Here is a 14,219-nt window from a genome sequence, read left to right as displayed (position 1 = left end):
GAACCAGTTCACACGCATCGCTGCAATGCTATACGGTTTGCCCCAAGAGAGGCAAAACTGTTCGTGATGAGGACTTTGGAATGACGACGATCGCCCCCGATGCGCGCATGGCCGGCGCGCACCGGACCTATCCGCCGCGCGCTGCCGTCGTCAGCTGGATCTTCTTCGACTGGGCCGCGCAGCCCTATTTCACGCTGATCACGACCTTCGTGTTTGCGCCCTATTTCGCAACCAGCATCGCGCCGAATCCCGCCACCGGCCAATCGCTGTGGGGATTTGCGATGGCTGCCGCGGGCCTTGCGATCGCGTTGATGTCGCCGGTGCTCGGGGCCATCGCGGATGCCTCGGGCCGCCGGAAACCATGGATCGCGGGGTTCGGCGCGGTGCTGGTGCTGGCCTCCTGCACGCTATGGATCGGCAAGCCCGGCGATCCCTCCATCATTCCGCCGCTGCTCACCGCGGTCGCACTCGCCAGCGTCGGTGCAGAATTCGCCACGCTCTTCAACAACGCGATGATGCCGACGCTGGTGCCGCCGGAGCGGATCGGACGGCTTTCCGGCACCGGTTGGGCGACCGGCTATGTCGGTGGCATCGTCAGCCTGATCATCGTGCTCGGCCTGCTCGCCGCCAATCCCGAGACGGGCCGTACGCTGCTCGGCCTCACACCGCTGTTCGGGCTCGACCCCGTCACGCACCAGGGCGATCGGGCCGCGGGGCCGTTGACCGGATTGTGGTTCATCCTCTTCGTGACGCCGATGTTCCTGTTCACGCCAGACTATCCGGCAAAGCGCCCGGTGCGCGAGGCGCTGCGCGAAGGGCTGGCGGAGTTGAAGCAATCGATCAAGAGCCTGCCGCAGCAGAAGTCGCTCGCCGCGTTCTTGCTCGCCAACATGATCTATACCGACGGGCTGGTGTCGCTGTTCGCGTTCGGCGGCATCTATGCCGCGGGCACCTTCGGCTGGCACACGATCCAGATCGGTACGTTCGGCATCATGCTCGCGATCGCGGGCGCGTTCGGCGCCTGGCTCGGCGGCAAGCTGGATGATCGTCTCGGGCCGAAGCGCGTCATTGCCGGCAGCCTGCTGGTCCTGCTGCTGTCGGTGGCGGCAATCCTGCTGGTCGACAAGGACAGCGTGTTGTTCGTCAAGGTCGCGCCGCCACAAGCAGGGGCGCCGCTGTTCTCGAGCGCGGCTGAACGCGCCTATCTGGTGCTGGGCTGTCTTATCGGCGCGGCCGGTGGTCCGCTTCAAGCCGCCTCTCGCACGCTCTTGATCCGCCTCGCACCAAGAGATCGCATCGCGCAATATTTCGGCCTGTTCGCGCTGACCGGGAAAGTGACGTCCTTCATCGGACCGTTGCTGATCGGCGTACTCACGGCGGCCACGGCGAGCCAGAAGGCCGGCATGGCCGTGCTGGTGGTGTTCTTCGTTGCGGGATTGGGGTTGTTGATGCGGGTTCGGGAGTCTTAGCTCCCGACGCCGCCCGTAGCCCGGATGGAGCGAAGCGCAATCCGGGAACCTGTTGCTGCGGGGGCGCTGACCCGGATTTCGCTGCGCTCCATCCGGGCTACGCTCGTGGTGAGCCTCAATGCCTGAAGTGCCGCGTGCCCGTGAACACCATGGCGATGCCATGCTCGTCGGCGGCCTTGATCACTTCGTCGTCGCGCATCGAGCCGCCGGGCTGCACCACGGCGGTGGCGCCGGCCTCGATGCAGGCGAGCATGCCGTCGGCGAACGGGAAGAACGCATCCGAGGCCACCACGGAGCCCTTGGTCAGGGGCTCGGCGAGCTTCAATTCGTTCGCCGCATCCTGCGCCTTGCGCGCGGCGATACGTGCCGAATCGACTCGGCTCATTTGCCCTGCGCCGATACCAACCGTGGCGAGATCCTTGGCGTAGATGATGGTGTTGGACTTGACGTGCTTTGCGACCCGGAACGCGAACTTCAGGTCGCGCATCTCGGCATCAGTCGGCGCGCGCTTGGTCACGACCTTGAAGATCATGTCGTCGACCACGGCATTGTCGCGGCTCTGCACAAGCAGGCCGCCCGCGACCGTCTTGGCGGTGAGGCCGGGCGCGCGCGGATCGGGCAGGCTGCCGGCGAGCAAGAGGCGTAGATTCTTCTTGCCGCCGATGATGGCAATGGCTTCCTCGGTCGCATCGGGCGCGATGATCACTTCGGTGAAGATCTTGGTGATCTCGCGTGCGGTGTCGGCGTCGAGCGCGCGGTTCATCGCGATGATGCCGCCGAAGGCCGAGGTGGAATCGCAGGCCAGCGCCTTGCGATAGGCCTCGACGAGGTTGGCGCCTTCCGCGACGCCGCAGGGATTGGCATGCTTGACGATGACGCAGGCCGCGGTGCGCTTGGTGTCGAATTCGCCGATGCATTCATAGGCGGCATCGGTGTCGTTGATGTTGTTGTAGGACAGCTCCTTGCCCTGCAGCTGGCGTGCGGTCGAGACGCCCGGGCGCTTGTCCGGCGTCGCGTAGAACGCTGCGGTCTGGTGCGGGTTCTCGCCATAGCGCAGCGACTGGATCAGCCGGCCGCCGAAGGCGCGGAAGTCGGGCGCGTCGATCTCGAGCTGGCGGTTGAACCAGTTCGAGATCGCGGCGTCGTAAGCGGCGGTGCGCGCGTAGGCCTTTGCTGCAAGCCGGCGGCGCAGCTTCAGCGTGGTTGCACCGCTGTTGGCGGCGAGCTCGTCCAGCACGGCCTTGTAGTCCCCGGCCTCGACCACCACCGCGACGTCGTCATGGTTCTTGGCGGCGGCGCGGATCATCGCGGGGCCGCCGATGTCGATATTCTCGATGCAATCCTCGAAGCCGGCGCCTTTGTCGACGGTCGCCTCGAACGGATAGAGATTGACGACGAGAAGATCGATCGGCGCGATGCCGTGCGCCTTCATCGCCTCCGCATGCTCTTTGTTGTCGCGGATCGCGAGCAGGCCGCCATGCACCTTCGGATGCAGCGTCTTGACACGGCCGTCCATCATCTCGGGGAAGCCGGTGAGGTCGGAGACGTCCTTTACCTTGAGGCCGGCCGCGGCGATCGCTTTCGCAGTGCCGCCGGTCGAGACCAGCTCGACATCATGCGCGGCCAGCGCTTTCGCGAACTCGATCAGGCCGGTCTTGTCGGAGACGGAGAGAAGAGCGCGGGTGACGCGGCGGGGATGGTCAGTCATGAGCAAGATCCTCTGTTCAGGGAGTGTCTATGCCCAGGCGCGCGGCAGATGCGTGTCGCGCTTCCCGATGGTGCTCCATCCAAGGTCGCCAGTCGCGCGAACGAGCGCTCGATAGCAGCTTTCGGCCGTTTTCACAACGTTCCGATCGGGCTGAATCGCAGGTTTACAGCGGTAGTTCCGGCTCCCGCCGCGCATTTCGTCGGGCATTGGTGACCGCCGGCGAAGCGGTGGAACGCACAAAACTCCAGCGGATCGAGGGTGCCTGCCGCGCGTCCTGCCGGATCACGATCTGGGCGGTGCGGCGCGGGCCGTCATTGCCGGCCAGGAACACGCTGTCCTCAAGGTCGACCTTGTCGTCCAATGCTTCAAAGGTCCAGACGTCGCGGTTCGGGAGGACCAGCATGACGCCGCGCGCATCCGACAGCCGGCTCGCCTTCACGGCCGGATGCAAATGGAAACGCAGTGCGAAATCGGCATCCGCGCCCTTGAAACGCCCGCCCTGCGGCGGCGACAACGTGTCCTCGCCGTCTATGCGTGCGCCGTCATTGGCGATCATCAGCACGCGGCGGTGGATCGCCCCGAACTTGGCGAGATAGCCGTCATGCGAGGTCGTGAGCAGCGTGCCGTTCTGCACGATCTCGCGGTAGCTCTCGACCTCGACCGGCCCGCTGGTGACCGGCGAGCCGTGCAACAGGCGCTTCATCGCCGACATCTCCACGAACTGGCATGAGGAGGTGTCGTGATAGGTCAGCGTCGAATGCGCCGCTGTGCCGCGTGCGAACGGCCGCCAATTGTCGCGGCCCGTGGTCGGCATGCCGCAATTGGTAACGATGCGGCTGATGCCGGAGGACAGTTCGAACGATAGGCAGCCGGCATGGGCGTCGTGACTGACGCCGGCGGGCGGCGGGGGGCCGGTGTCGATGATCACCGTGGTCTGGCCGGCATCAAGGCGCTGAAAGCCGGTATGCGGCATGTTCGCCATCGGCACGCCGTGGGTGTCGTCATAAGCGAGCAGCGTGGCGAGCAGGTCGGACGATGTCGCGCTCATGCCGTTGAACAGCGCGAAATTTCCGTCGCCATGCCGGAAGAAACGCAGCATCGGCATCATGCGGTCGATCGCGTTCAGCAGTGCCGGCGGTGGTGCGATGTTGCGCGCGGCAAAGGTCTGCCGCAGCGGCAGCAGGTCGATCAAGAGTTCGATCAGCGCGCCCGGATTGCGGGAGATGTGTCCGCCATCGGGCAGGATCTGCCGCTGCAATTCGTCGGACAGCTTCTTCGATGCGCTGCGGATGTGGCTCGCCTGGTTGGCGAGGCACAAGGCCGCGTAGCACAGCGCGATCAGCACCTGCAGCTTCGGCACTCCGTCGGGAATGTTGACCATGGTGTAGCGCAGGAAGCGGATCTCGCGCGCGAGCGCGCGTAAGTATCGGCGGTAGAATTTGTTGTCGGTTTCGTTGAGCACCAGCGGCGCCTGCGACAGCAGCGAGATCACGCGTCTCGCCAGCACGTCGGCGCGGCGCGCGACCGGGCGGCGCTTGTTGGCGGGGTTGGCGATCCAGTCCTCGATCAGCGCGCGGGCATTCGCGCGTGTCAGCGCCGTGTCGGCGGCGCGCAAATGGCGCAGCCAGCCGAAGCCGAGCAGCGCAACCTCCCAATCCTCCGACGGCGGCTCGAGATCGAAGATGGAGCGGCCGTGGCAATTGACGATCTTGCCGGCAAAGACGAAACGGCCGGCATAGATTTCGGCGGCGCGAGTCGCATCCGCGGTGCGCAAATCGTGCGGCGCGATGATCAGCCGATCGGTGCGGCCGGGCCAGACCCGCGACAGCGCAACTGAACCGCCACTCGCGCGCGCGAGCATGTTCCGCGCGAAGCGGTTCATGACCAGCGTCGAGATACGTCTGCGTTGAGCGACCGACACGCTTTGCCTTGAAGGGGGAGAGGATTCCGACGAATCCCTATTAATCCCAAAATCGGCCGCCTGACACCACCTTGAACGTGTGCGAATCAGTGTCGGGGTCGCAAAATCCAGTGCAAAATCAGGATTTAACGAGCCGGGCCGCGAAAAATCCGTCGAGCCCCCCGAGCTTGGGATCGGCGTTCGGCAGATGGCTGGGCAAAGTGCGCAGGTCACCTTCGTCAGTGATGATTTCGTCGAGGCCCGCGACCTCCGACGCCTCGATCGGGACGCGGCGAAGCGCAGGCTCGGCCGCCAGCAGCGTCGCCACGGCCTGCTCGCCTTCCTCAGGTTCCAGCGAGCAGGTACAGTAGACCAGCGTCCCGCCCGGCTTGAGCAAAGACACCGATTTTCGCAGCAGCTTTTGCTGGAGCGCGGTCAGGGCGGCGATGTCCGACTCCTGCCGCAGCCAGGCCACGTCGGGATGACGGCGGATCGTGCCGGTCGAGGTGCAGGGCGCGTCGATCAAGATACCGTCGAAGCCCTCGGCAGGACCGGCCCATTCCACGGCGTCGGCGACGACAGTCGCGGCCTGGAGCGACAGCCGCGCCAGGTTTTCGCGCAGCCGCGCCACCCGGGCCGGCGAACGGTCGATCGCCGTGACATGCGCGCCTGCTAGCGCCAGTTGCGCGGTCTTGCCGCCCGGGGCGGCGCAGAGATCGGCAATGGACTTGCCTTTGACGTCGCCGAACAGCCGGGCCGGCAGCGCGGCGGCGGCGTCCTGCACCCACCATTGTCCTTCGGCGAAGCCGGGAAGCATGGTCACCGCGCCGTGCAGCAGCATGCGCACCGTCCCGGTCGGCAGCGTCTCGCCATGCAGGCGGCTCGCCCATTGCGCGGCATCCGATTTCACGGTGAGATCGAGCGAGGGCTCGTGGCCGAGCGCCACCGCCATCTCTCGTGCGGTCGCCTCGCCATAATGCGCGCTCCAGCGCGCGAGCAGCCATGGCGGCAGGTCCAGCGATTGGGTCGCGACCTCCTCGACCAGCGCCTTGCCTTCGCGGGCGCAGCGCCGCAGCACGGCATTGACGAGCCCGGCATAGCGCGCGGCGCGCCGGTCGGATTGCACCAGGCGAACGGAGAGGTCGACGGCGGCGTGATCCGGCACGTCCATCCAGAGGATCTGCGCCGCGCCGATCAGCAGCGCGCTCTGCGCGCGCGGCGCATCGGAGGGAATGCCCTTGTCGAGCAGGCGGGACAGGACATGGCCGAGCGTGCCGAGCCGGCGCAGCACGGTGGCGACCAGGCGCCGCATCAGCGCGCGGTCGCGGTCGGCCAGCGTCTTCAGTCCGGGATGGGCGCCGCCGCCGTCGAGCTGGTCGTCAAGCGTGCGGTGCTTGTGCAGCACGCCATCGACGATGTCGGCGGCAATCCGTCGTGCCGCGAGACCGGGCACTTCGGACGGAGGGGCGAAACGTTGAGATGGCATGCGGAAGCAAGGTTCTGAGCGAGCGGCAGTTCCGCCGCAATGGGCGCATGCCTTGAGAACCCAATCTCTGGCACGCGAATATGCCAAATGTAAGAATCGCTGCCGGCTTTTTCAGCCCTTTGGGCCCGATTTCAGGGATGCGTTATTGGGCGTCGCGTTGCGGGCCGTCCTGGGCTAGAAAGCCCGGCGATGAGTGACCAGCCTCCCGTTCCCGACCGCAAGCCGTTATCGCCGGCCGCCCAGCGCGCGCTGGCCGAAGCCGAGGCGCGCCGGCAGGCTGCCGCCGCCCAGGCCAAGGATGAGGCCAAGGCAAGGGAGCTGCAGGGACCGAAGGGCCCGGAGCCCACCCGCTACGGCGACTGGGAGCGCAAGGGCATCGCGTCCGACTTCTAAGGTCTCCGACGGCCCGGCGGATCGTGCCTGTCGCGGCGGCTACAGATAGTGATTGTCCCTGAGATAGCGGATGATGCGTTCGCAAGCCGCGTCGGTCGACAGCTCCGAGCTGTCGATGGTGATCTCCGGCGCTTGCGGTGCCTCATAGGGATGGTCGATGCCGGTGAACGCCGGCAATGCGCCTGACCGTGCCTTGCGATAGAGTCCCTTGGGATCGCGGCGCTCGCATTCGGCGAGCGGGGTTGCGACATGGATCTCGATGAACTCGCCGGCTTGGACCCGCTGACGCGCCAGCTCGCGCTCGTTGCGGAACGGCGAGATCAGCGCGACCAGCGCGATCATGCCGGCGTCGACGAACAGCGCGGCGATCTCGGCAGTGCGCCGGACGTTCTCCGCCCTATCCGCGTTGGAGAAGCCGAGGTCGCGGTTGATGCCATGGCGGAGATTGTCACCGTCGAGCAGCGCGGCATGGCGTCCGAGCTCGGCAAGCCTGCGGTCGACGAGATCGGCGATCGTCGATTTGCCGGCACCGCTCAATCCCGTGAACCAGAGCACGCAGGGCCGTTGCTGCTTCAGCCGCGCCCGCACGGATTTGTCGACGGCAAGCCGCTGCCAATGAATGTCGGTGGCGCGGCGGAGCGAAAGGTCGATCATTCCTGCCGCCGCCGTGCGATGGCTGATCGGATCGACGAGAATGAAGCTGCCCATGTCGCGGTTGTCGCGATAGGCCTCGAACACCAGCGGCCGGTCGAGGCTGAGATGGGCGTAACCGATCTGGTTGGCGTCGAGCGTGGCGGCGTCTTCATGCGCCATGGTGTCGATCGCGATGCGGTGCTCGAGCGTCGTGATCACCGCGCCGGTCGAGGCCGTGCCGCATTTGAGCAGATAGCGCCGGCCCGCGACCATGGCCTCGTCATCGAACCAGACGAGATGGGCCGCCAATTGATCCGAGACCTGCGGCGCGGGACCCGCTGTCAGCACGTCACCGCGGCTGACGTCGATTTCGTCGGTCAATGTGAGCGTGACCGATTCACCCGCCGCAGCGCGATCGCGCTCGCCGCCGGGCGTGAGAATGCGCGCGATGCGTGTCTGGCGGCCCGAGGGCCGCACGGCGATGCTGTCGCCGGCGGCAATCGTTCCGCTGGCGATCCGCCCGCAGAAGCCGCGAAACTCTGCGTTCGGCCGGTTGACCCATTGCACCGGCAGCCGGAACGGCCGCTGCGAGACATCACCGGAAACGTCGACGGATTCCAGATAGGCCGTGACGGTGGGCCCGGTGTACCAGGGCATCCGCGTGCTGGCCGCGACGATGTTGTCGCCGCCGGGCGCCACGACCGGGATGCACTGGACCTGCGAGATTCCGAGCTGCCCGGCCATGGTGAGGTATTCGGCCGTGATGGAAGCAAAGCGATCCCCGTCGAATCCGATCAGGTCCATCTTGTTGACGGCGAGCACGACGTGGTGAATGCCGAGCAGCGACAGGATGTGGCTGTGGCGCCGCGTCTGCGTGATCACGCCCTTGCGGGCGTCGACCAGCACCACGGCGAGATCGGCATTGGAGGCGCCGGTCGCCATGTTGCGGGTATATTGCGCATGTCCCGGCGTGTCGGCGACGATGAAGCGGCGCAGCTTGGTGGCGAAGAAGCGATAGGCGACGTCGATCGTGATACCCTGCTCGCGCTCCGCCTGCAGGCCGTCGACCAGCAGCGCGAAATCGAGATCGCCGCCGGTGGTGCCGACGGTCCGGCTCTCGGATGCCAGCGCGTCGAGCTGATCGTCGAGCAGCGTCTTGGAATCGTAGAGCAGGCGGCCGACCAGGGTGCTCTTGCCGTCGTCGACACTGCCGCAGGTGACGAAACGCAGCGTCGGACGATCATCCTGATCCAGCCGCGGCGCATCGGAGGCGGCGATCGTGGGGGCCTCGTGATAGGACATCAGAAGTAGCCTTCCGCTTTCTTGCGCTCCATCGATGCCGGGCTGTCCCGGTCGATCATGCGTCCCTGCCGCTCGGAGGTGCGCGAGGCCATCATCTCCCGCACGATCTCGGGCAGCGTTGCCGCCGTCGACACCGTGGCGCCGCTGAGCGGATAGCAGCCCAAGGTGCGAAACCTGACCGAACGCCAGCGCGGCTGTTCGCCGGCAAGTAGCGGCATCCGTTCGTCGTCCACCATGATCAGCGCGCCGTCGCGCTCGACCACCGGGCGTGAAGCCGCGAGATAAAGCGGAACGATCGGGATGTCCTCGAGCAGGATGTAGTCCCAGACGTCGAGCTCGGTCCAGTTCGAGAGCGGAAACACCCGCATGCTCTCGCCGGGCGCGAGCATCGTGTTGTACAGGCTCCACAGCTCGGGGCGCTGGTTCTTCGGATCCCAGCGATGCGCCGCGCTCCGGTGCGAGAAGATGCGCTCCTTGGCGCGCGACTTCTCCTCGTCGCGCCGCGCGCCGCCGATCGCGGCGTCAAAGCCGTGAAGGTCGAGCGCCTGCCGCAATGCCTGCGTCTTCATGACGTCGGTGTAGCGCGCCGAGCCGTGGGTAAAGGGGTCGATGCCCTGGCTCAATCCGTCATTGTTGGTATGGACGATCAGATCGACGCCGAGCTCGCGCGCGCGGCGGTCGCGAAACGCGATCATCTCGCGGAATTTCCAGGTGGTGTCGACGTGCAGCAGGGGAAACGGTGGCTTGCCGGGATGAAACGCTTTCATCGCCAGATGCAACAGCACCGAAGAGTCCTTGCCGATCGAGTAGAGCATGACCGGCCTGCGGAACTCGGCCGCGGTCTCCCGCAGGATATGGATGCTCTCCGCCTCCAGACGTCGAAGATGGCTGGCAGCGTGAAACTTCTCGCCCTCCGCTCTTTCGGCGAGGGCGGGCGGGGTGGTCGTGGGACACTCCAGCATGCTGATCACGCGGCCTCGGCGACCCAGTCGCCGAACAGGTGCGCCGACGTCGCCGCGTTCAGGTCGAGATCGCGAACGCACGCCGCGACCGAGGCTCGATAGGCGTCATTGACACCGCAGCGCTCCAGAATCTCCAGCTGAGTGTCGCTCACCGAGGCCGTGGCGCGGCGCTGGTAGCGGTAGGCGCTATCGGACGTATGCAGGTTGGGGACCTTGTAGATCGTCGCTTCGCTCGGGAAGATGACGCGCGCGTTGTTGGCTTGCTCGCCCCCCGGCTCCCGCCATGACGTCACGGCGTTCTCGGTGAAGCTGCCGGAAAGGCCGAGACGGTCGAACAGGTCGCGCACCGACGACAGAGCCTCCTTGCTCACCTCGTAGACGTAGTGCGTGACGGGAACGCCCTGCTGCCGGGCGTAATCTGCGACGCGGGCCGCGCTGAGTGCGGCGACGACATAGTGCCGCAGCAATGTATCTTCAGGCGCACGCGAGATCAGCTTCTCGAGCCAGGACGCCAGCGAACTCGCCGGCTCGCGATCGAGCATGATGAGATGCAGGCGGTGGCGCGGATAACCCGCGTCGATCAGGAGCTGCAGTGGATTGAACAAGCTCTCGGCGAGCACGTAGGGCCCGATCGTTTCCTTGCTGAAGATGTGCGGCTGGTCGGTCGCCGAAGGGATGACCCAGGGCGTCAGCGGGCGGCCGACGAGCGCTTCGCGCAAGATCGCCTTCAGCGGCTGATAATATGACGGCATGCCGGTCATGCCGAACAGATTGCTGAGGGCGGTCGATCCGACCCTGGCTTTGCCGCATGCGAAATAGAGCATCGGGAAGTCTTGCGCGGGACGATGCAGGAAATCCTCTGCGAGGCAGTCCGTCACTTCGCGCATCAACGTCGCGAGGGGAGCGGCTCTGGTCTGGAATTCGCCCATTGGCGACAGCAGCATGGTGTCGAGGGAACTGTGCTGCTGCCGAACGAGATCCGCCAGTCGTTCGAGCGAAGCGGCCGAGGTAGCGTCGATGTTCATGTCGGGGGACCCATGGCTGGGAGTTCCACGAGCGATTGCTCATGGCGTCTCATCCAACCTACAGTTGTCGGCGGTGTTGAACAATTCCGGGAAATCCCGGAGGCGCTATCCATGTGCAGCAAGCGTCGGAGATATGTTGCTGCTTTTGCAAATTCATGCTGCGCGCACGGTCTTGAGGAACTTCTCGACTTCCGTCTTCAGGAGGCTGCTTTCGCTTGACAGCGAGCGCGCCGATGACAACACCTGTCCCGATGCAGCGCCGGTGGCGCTCGCGCCATGACTGACCTGGGCGATCTTGTCCGCGACTTCGACGGTTCCCTTGGCGGCTTCGCTGACGTTTCGCGCGATCTCGGCGGTCGCTGCACCCTGCTCTTCGATCGTCGCAGCAATGGTTGTCGAAATGTCCGAGATGCGGGCGATGGTCGCGCCGATTTCCTTGATCGCTCCGACGGAGTCCTCGGTCGCTGATTGCATGCCGGCAATCTGCGTGCTGATTTCCTCGGTCGCTCGCGCGGTTTGCGCCGCGAGGGCTTTGACCTCGCTAGCCACGACGGCAAAGCCGCGGCCGGATTCGCCGGCGCGCGCAGCTTCGATCGTCGCGTTCAGCGCCAGGAGATTGGTCTGCTCGGCAATCGCGGTGATCAATTTGACGACGTCGCCAATTCGCCCTGCCGCCTTGAGCAGTTCGTTGATCCGGACGTCGGTGCGTTCGGCCTGCTTGACCGCTTCGCCGGCGATGCGGCTGGAATCGTGGACCTGGCGGCCGATCTCGACGACCGACGTGCTCATCTCTTCCGCGGCAGACGCCACGGCGCCGACATTGGTCGATGCCTCCTCCGAGGCCGCCGCGACCATGCCGGAGAGCTGCTGAGTCTCCTCCGCGGTTCCCGACAGCGTGCCGGCGGCAGCCTCGAGCTGTTGGGAAGCTGCCGACACGGAGTCGATGATGCCACCGACCGCGGCTTCGAACACGCCGGCGAGCTTGGTCATCTCCTCCTTGCGTCGAGCGGCCGCAGCGGCTTCCTGATTCTTCTGCTCGGCTTCCATCAGCTCGATGCGGATCAGGTTTTCCTTGAAGGTCTGAGCCGCGCGGGCGTTGTCGCCGACTTCATCGCCACGGCGCGTATAGGGGATCTCGACCGCCTTGTTGCCGCCGGCGAGCTGGAGAAGCACGTCGCCGATGCGCCGGATCGGGCGGGCGATGTTCAACACGGAGAAGACGGCGGAGCCGATCAATGTCAGGACGACGAACACGCCGACGATCAATGCGAAGTTGGCGACGCGATCCAGTTCAGTGAGCATCTCACCCTTGCGGCGCGCGGCGAATTCGTTGGCAACGCCGACCAGATCGTCGATGCGCTTGCTGACTTCCAGCGCGGCCGGACGCATGCGCTCTGCGAGAATGCCTGCTTTCGCCGCTTCGGCCGCGGTCCTGGCGCTGCCGGACGCGGCGCCGATGACGGTCTTCTGCGCCCCGGCCAGTTCAATGCCACTGGCCAGATACGCATCGACAAATTTCTTGGTCTCGCGATAGGCGTCCTGGGTGACCTTCCGAGTCGCCCGGTCCGTGGCGGCATCGATTTCCACACCGGCTTCGCTCGCCCGCGTGCGAAGCATCTCGAGGAACTTGTCAACTTCTCCGGCGGTTGAAGCGGAACCGATCTCGAGCGCTGCGAGCTGCGCCCGCGCCATCGCCGTTTGCGCCGCCTGCGCATTACCCTTGTTGAGATAGTTGATTGTGACCAAGCGATTGGATTCGGCAATCGACCGGTTGCCGAGCATCTGGTTGGTCAGCATGCCGCACACCAATACAATGCTCACGCCCGTCACGATGCCGAGCTTTGTTCCAATGCGAAACCTGAATGACCCCACCGCAATCTCCCTCGCGTTGCCGTATAACAGGTATGCGCAACCAATGATTGAGAATTGGGAAAGATTCGCGGATCTCCAGTAGAACTACGGCCGACGTAGTGGTGTTCGGAACTTTCTTCCACAGGTTGTTCCGGGTTCCGGCCCGCTGTGGCCACGCTTGTGAGTTCCCCGACTCAGTCTTAGCGTAAGTTGATGCGGTTCCGGGATCGACCCAAAACCTACCAGCCACAGTTCGGCGGTTCGCCGTTCGGTCGGCACTTCTCCGGATTGTTGCCCTGGATGTTCGTGGTGGGCATCGTGTTGGCCGTCGTCCTCACCTTCCGCCATGGAATGGGCTGGCTTGTTCCGCAGACCGATGGCGAGCGCACCGGGGATGCTGAGATCGTTCTCCAGCAGGCAGGCCATCCAGGTGCGCGCGAGCCGGTGGATGTCATTCGTACCATCGACGGCGACACTTTCCTTGCGCGCGTTCGTCAGCGCGAGGGTCGCGATCGCGTCGTACGCGTTCGGCTGCGCGGCATCGATGCGCCCGAACTAAAGGCATCGTGCCAGGAGGAGCTGGACAAGGCGGAAGCCGCGGCGCGCGCATTGCGCGATCTGCTCGGCCAGGGCGGCGTGATCATCACCAATCTCGGCCCCGACAAATACGGCCGCGTGCTCGCAGACGTCGCGACCCGGCGGACCGAGAACGTTTCGGCGGCGTTGCTCGCGGGCGGTTTTGCGCGGAGCTACAATGGCGGCCATCGCGACGGCTGGTGCACACGCGGCTGGCGCTTCTGGTAACAAAAAAGCCGCGTCCCAAGACGCGGCTTTTTCTTGTCGCGGCTGATCTCTGCGATCAGCGCGTCACGACCACCGTCGTGCCGACGGAGACGCGGCCATAGAGATCGGTGATGTCGTCGTTGAGCATGCGGATGCAGCCATAGGAGACGAAGCCGCCGATCGAACCCGGCACGTTGGTGCCGTGGATGGCGTATTCGCCGCCGGCGAGCGTCATCGCCGCAACGCCCATCGGGTTGCGCGGTGAGCCGCCCGGGATCATGTCGGGAATGCTCGGCTTGTCACGCTTGACCTCGGCCGGCGGTGCCCAGGCCGGGTTGCGATACTTCCCGTCGATGCGCGTGGTGCCGGCCCATTGCTTGCCGGACTTGCCGACACCGACCGGATAGCGCACGGCGTGGCCGTTATCGAGGATGAGATAGAGCCGCCGCTCGCTGGTTTTGACCACGATGGTGCCCGGCGAATAATCGGCCAGATGTGCCCCCACCATCTCCGGCCGCGCCTCTGCCGCCGTCGACACCAAGACCCCCGCCCCGATGGTGGCAGCCAGCGCCACCGCAATCCTCATCGACATCGATCTTCCCCTTGCCCCAAAACACATCGTCCAAAATGACGCAGAACCCGGCAATCGCCGCAGCGCCCCAATCCTTGTTAGGGACATCCTAACCGCGCCCGTTAACCGGATGGTT

The 14,219-nt window shown here is 65.5% G+C and carries 11 protein-coding genes and 1 riboswitch; of the genes, 3 read left to right on the top strand and 8 right to left on the bottom strand.

What is annotated here, in order from left to right; translation table 11 throughout:
- The first annotated feature begins 80 nt into the window (after positions 1-80).
- On the top strand, positions 81-1,469 hold the full coding sequence (locus tag SE92_RS23190) for an MFS transporter (protein ID WP_063198661.1): 1,389 nt from the start codon (positions 81-83) through the stop codon (positions 1,467-1,469).
- Positions 1,470-1,584: 115 nt separating this feature from the next.
- Here the strand turns inward: SE92_RS23190 and purH are convergent, their stop codons facing one another.
- The 3 genes from purH to SE92_RS23175 form a co-directional block, all read right to left on the bottom strand.
- Positions 1,585-3,177, bottom strand: coding sequence for a bifunctional phosphoribosylaminoimidazolecarboxamide formyltransferase/IMP cyclohydrolase (purH, locus tag SE92_RS23185; RefSeq protein WP_063198659.1), 1,593 nt, complete (start codon positions 3,175-3,177; stop codon positions 1,585-1,587).
- Between the two features lie 24 nt (positions 3,178-3,201).
- Positions 3,202-3,283: riboswitch (ZMP/ZTP riboswitch) on the bottom strand.
- 57 nt (positions 3,284-3,340) lie between these two features.
- The gene (locus SE92_RS23180) at positions 3,341-5,059 is read right to left on the bottom strand and encodes a heparinase II/III family protein (protein WP_063198658.1); all 1,719 of its coding nucleotides are present in this window, start codon (positions 5,057-5,059) and stop codon (positions 3,341-3,343) included.
- Between the two features lie 157 nt (positions 5,060-5,216).
- Positions 5,217-6,563: an RsmB/NOP family class I SAM-dependent RNA methyltransferase gene (locus SE92_RS23175; RefSeq protein WP_063198656.1), complete on the bottom strand. Its 1,347-nt coding sequence runs from the start codon at positions 6,561-6,563 to the stop codon at positions 5,217-5,219.
- A 189-nt stretch (positions 6,564-6,752) separates the two neighbouring features.
- On the opposite strand from SE92_RS23175, the gene SE92_RS23170 reads away from it, so the two are divergent.
- The gene (locus SE92_RS23170; RefSeq protein ID WP_063198654.1) at positions 6,753-6,956 is read left to right on the top strand and encodes a DUF1674 domain-containing protein; all 204 of its coding nucleotides are present in this window, start codon (positions 6,753-6,755) and stop codon (positions 6,954-6,956) included.
- Positions 6,957-6,995: 39 nt separating this feature from the next.
- Here the strand turns inward: SE92_RS23170 and cysN are convergent, their stop codons facing one another.
- The 4 genes from cysN to SE92_RS23150 all read right to left on the bottom strand — a co-directional run bounded on the left by cysN (position 6,996) and on the right by SE92_RS23150 (position 12,750).
- Positions 6,996-8,891, bottom strand: coding sequence for a sulfate adenylyltransferase subunit CysN (cysN, locus tag SE92_RS23165; protein WP_063198653.1), 1,896 nt, complete (start codon positions 8,889-8,891; stop codon positions 6,996-6,998).
- Entirely contained in the window at positions 8,891-9,853 is a 963-nt protein-coding gene (cysD, locus tag SE92_RS23160; protein ID WP_063198651.1) for a sulfate adenylyltransferase subunit CysD, read from the bottom strand. Before cysD ends, cysN begins: the two co-directional genes overlap by 1 nt.
- A 5-nt stretch (positions 9,854-9,858) precedes the next feature.
- On the bottom strand, positions 9,859-10,878 hold the full coding sequence (locus SE92_RS23155) for a sulfotransferase family protein (protein WP_063198649.1): 1,020 nt from the start codon (positions 10,876-10,878) through the stop codon (positions 9,859-9,861).
- Positions 10,879-11,031: 153 nt separating this feature from the next.
- Entirely contained in the window at positions 11,032-12,750 is a 1,719-nt protein-coding gene (locus tag SE92_RS23150; protein WP_063198648.1) for a methyl-accepting chemotaxis protein, read from the bottom strand.
- Between the two features lie 192 nt (positions 12,751-12,942).
- Here SE92_RS23150 and SE92_RS23145 point away from each other — a divergent pair, with 192 nt between their 5' ends.
- On the top strand, positions 12,943-13,533 hold the full coding sequence (locus tag SE92_RS23145) for a thermonuclease family protein (protein WP_063198646.1): 591 nt from the start codon (positions 12,943-12,945) through the stop codon (positions 13,531-13,533).
- A gap of 55 nt (positions 13,534-13,588) precedes the next feature.
- Here SE92_RS23145 and SE92_RS23140 read toward each other — a convergent pair whose 3' ends face one another.
- Positions 13,589-14,104 (bottom strand): L,D-transpeptidase, encoded by a 516-nt coding sequence (locus SE92_RS23140; RefSeq protein ID WP_063198644.1) that lies wholly within the window; start codon positions 14,102-14,104, stop codon positions 13,589-13,591.
- Between the last annotated feature and the right edge of the window lie 115 nt (positions 14,105-14,219).

The sequence above is a fragment of the Bradyrhizobium sp. AT1 genome, from assembly GCF_001590795.1.
Taxonomy (GTDB): Bacteria; Pseudomonadota; Alphaproteobacteria; order Rhizobiales; family Xanthobacteraceae; genus Bradyrhizobium.
Note: the sequence above shows the minus strand (reverse complement) of the source record. Positions and strands in the feature narration are given on the sequence as shown.

Bases quoted from the DNA above. Each gene is read 5' to 3' on its own strand.
- SE92_RS23190 (WP_063198661.1), top strand. From the start codon at position 81: ATGACGACGATCGCCCCCGATGCGCGCATGGCCGGCGCGCACCGGACC.
- purH (WP_063198659.1), bottom strand. From the start codon at position 3,177: ATGACTGACCATCCCCGCCGCGTCACCCGCGCTCTTCTCTCCGTCTCC.
- SE92_RS23180 (WP_063198658.1), bottom strand. From the start codon at position 5,059: ATGAACCGCTTCGCGCGGAACATGCTCGCGCGCGCGAGTGGCGGTTCA.
- SE92_RS23175 (WP_063198656.1), bottom strand. From the start codon at position 6,563: ATGCCATCTCAACGTTTCGCCCCTCCGTCCGAAGTGCCCGGTCTCGCG.
- SE92_RS23170 (WP_063198654.1), top strand. From the start codon at position 6,753: ATGAGTGACCAGCCTCCCGTTCCCGACCGCAAGCCGTTATCGCCGGCC.
- cysN (WP_063198653.1), bottom strand. From the start codon at position 8,891: ATGTCCTATCACGAGGCCCCCACGATCGCCGCCTCCGATGCGCCGCGG.
- cysD (WP_063198651.1), bottom strand. From the start codon at position 9,853: ATGCTGGAGTGTCCCACGACCACCCCGCCCGCCCTCGCCGAAAGAGCG.
- SE92_RS23155 (WP_063198649.1), bottom strand. From the start codon at position 10,878: ATGAACATCGACGCTACCTCGGCCGCTTCGCTCGAACGACTGGCGGAT.
- SE92_RS23145 (WP_063198646.1), top strand. From the start codon at position 12,943: ATGCGGTTCCGGGATCGACCCAAAACCTACCAGCCACAGTTCGGCGGT.
- SE92_RS23140 (WP_063198644.1), bottom strand. From the start codon at position 14,104: ATGTCGATGAGGATTGCGGTGGCGCTGGCTGCCACCATCGGGGCGGGG.